This window comes from Candidatus Burkholderia verschuerenii, from assembly GCF_001189365.1.
GTDB classification, from domain to species: Bacteria; Pseudomonadota; Gammaproteobacteria; order Burkholderiales; family Burkholderiaceae; genus Caballeronia; species Caballeronia verschuerenii.
Map to the genome: position 1 here is coordinate 1 of NZ_LFJJ01000444.1, position 2,785 is coordinate 2,785.

Genomic DNA, 2,785 nt, shown 5'->3' on the forward strand with positions numbered 1-2,785 from the left:
CCATATGCTCTTCCAAGGAATCGGTTGCAAGTTACCCACTTGACATTTGCGGATGATCTAGTGGTATTCACCTGAGGATCTCGGAATGCAATTCGGGTATTATTTTATTTTCTGGAGGACTATGAGGCTGCATCGGGTCAGAAGATCAATCGGAATAAAAGTGCTTTCTATGTTTCAAAAAGATTATCTCCCAGGCAGGTTCATTTCATATCGTTACATTCTGGTGTTCACAAAGGCTCTCTTCCATTCAAATATCTTGGATGTCCAATTGCTAAAGGGAGAATCAGAACTAGGAATTTTCAATTCTTAGTTGATCGTGTGGATTCCAAGATCCGGAGCTGGCTGAATAAATTTCTTTCGCCTGGTGGTCGATTGGTTTTGGTGCGCCATGTTCTTTCTGCTCTCCCATCCTATGTTTTTTCTTCGTTGCAGGTTCCTAAAACTATCATTAAGTCCATGGAGACTCGGATGTGCTCTTTTTTGTGGGGTGGATCTAGTTTAGAGCCTTTAAGCAATTGGCGAAGCTGGGAAAGATTAGCCTTGCCTGCTTGTGAGAATGGCCTTGGTGTCAAACGGTTGGAGGATGTGATGGATAGTTTTTCCTGTAAGCTTTGGTGGAAGCTTAAAAATGGTACAGGTTTGTGGGCTAATTTTGTTTTGAGTTGTCGGAATGGAGTGCGTGACTCTTGTGCCTGGCCGCGTGTCCGTCGGATTCAGCAGATAATGGAGGCTGGTACAAAGCTGGTTGTAAGGAGCGGCGATTCCTCCTTTTGGTGCTCGAACTGGACCGGTGCTGGTATTCTGCTGGACCGTTGTACATCGAGTTCTTCTCCGTCTTCTCTCTTTATCCATTTATCTTTGAAAAATAGCAACCGACTTTGCTTCAAAGAAGCCATTTAGATCTTAGGCTGGAAATAGGGGGTTTTGGCTTTCTCTCTGATGAATCTCTACCTTTTGGAAGAAGGGTCGTAGCGTTAAACCGGCTAATCGAGTGCCTTTACTAGCTTTCTTGCTTTCTTCCTTATGTTACCTTCGGGTTATTAAGGAGAGCAATCCACTACTAGGCTACCCGCTCCATAGCTCCTTAGCTTCCTAGCTGCGTAGCTCAATGGAAGGCAGAGGAGCTCAGAGCTACGAAGAGGAGTTATATTTAGAGGAGGAGTCGCCGTAACGCTCCGGGTCCTCTGGCCCGAGAGCAAGGCGTCGGACCCTCCGCTTCATTAGTTGCTTCCCTCAAGAAGCAACCTCGCTCAGAGGCCGGAAGCCCTCCCAGGACTTCCTGTAAACACCTCTGAGCTCATTAGCTCATAGCTCATTAGCTGCGAGGACCGGCGTTAGGTCGCTTCTCAGAAGAAGCTCCTATCGCTTCGGGCCGGAGAGACTCCCCGAGCTCTCCTCTGAAGACCCTCCGCTTGTTAATTAGCTCATAACTCAAACTCATAGCTCCTAGTGTTATGCTTAACACAATCAATTTGTTGCCGCTCCATACTAGTACCAGGAGGTGAACCAAAGCAGAGCTTTGGCCCTCGTCCCAGGTATATGGTAGCAGAGGGGCCCCATATCAATACTTTATTTATGATTAGTTACTGTTTGTTTTATCTTAAGTGATCATAGAAACTAGACTCAAAGAAGTCGCGCACGTGGGCTATGAGTTACATATTGGTCTTAACTTATAGCTTGGGAGGGAGAAGCAGCGGGTTAGTGAGCCTTTCCTAAGAGAGCCCTTGCTCCCGCTTCCGAGAGTCTAGACGAGACGGCTATGATTGTTAGTTACAAGCTGTGAACTAAAAGACTCAAGCTCAAGGACTATCCGTCCCCAAGTCTAATGGGGGACATGCCGGAGTGAAGAAGGTGGCTCCATACTGGTACTAAACTAGTAGGGGGCGGCATGATTGTGTCAATATGTTTTAGGAGTATGAGTTAGGAGTTACATGGGTTACAGGAGAAGTCGCTACGCTCGGAAGGTCCTTCGGTTATCGAATTAGACCCTCTCCTAGAGGGCTAATTCTAGGCTCATGAGGATCGAATTAGGGCTCTTGCAGAGGACCCTAATTCTCTGAGCTCAGCTCTTCCTTAAGTTACCTTCGGGTTATAAAGGAGAGCAATGCCCTATTAGGCGACCCGCTCCATAGCTCATAGCTGCAGTAGCTGCATAGCTCAATAGCAGCGTTAGAGCTACTAACTCAAGCTACAAGATAAGTTTTAGTTAGAGGATCGGCGCTCTCTTAGGTTCCATAAGGGAAATACGTAGCTATCGCTGTTCCTTAAAGCTTCTTATTCGTGTTTTTAATCTAACAGTCGTTTTAAACTCATTTTAAGAGTTAAGAAGGGGTACCAGGAGGTGAACCGAAGCAGAGCTTGCCCTCGTCCGACGGGGAGCTACAAGAGTCCTCCAAGGGTAGTTACATACTTTATATACAATCCAATAGGAACAGCTATTATCGTATGTGACCATAGAAACTATGATGAGGGTATAGCTCAGAAGAGCAGGTAAGAAGAGTCCATAGAACATCTCAGGTATTTACCATTGTGAGGGCCCCTAAGGACTAATCTTACTGGTTCGTTGGAGTGGTTAGCGGAAGTTACCAAAATCGGTTTAGCTTCTACGGACTAATACTCAAATCATAGACGAGACGGCTATGGTTGCTAGTTATTATAGCACTGTGAACTAAAACTTCCGGGTGTGAACGCTAGCGCTAATGGAGGGAGTGGTGACCTTTCAAACTGTTGCTTATACACATCTGACGCTGCGGGGGGGGGGGGGGGGGGGGGGGGGGGGGGGGGG

1 protein-coding gene is annotated in these 2,785 nt (G+C 46.8%); it reads left to right on the forward strand.

All coding sequences use genetic code 11. The annotated features are described in order from the left end of the window. Positions 1 to 318 precede the first annotated feature (318 nt). Complete coding sequence (locus BVER_RS32165; protein WP_157056329.1) at positions 319 to 900, forward strand: hypothetical protein; 582 nt, start codon at positions 319 to 321, stop codon at positions 898 to 900. Positions 901 to 2,785: the final 1,885 nt, after the last annotated feature.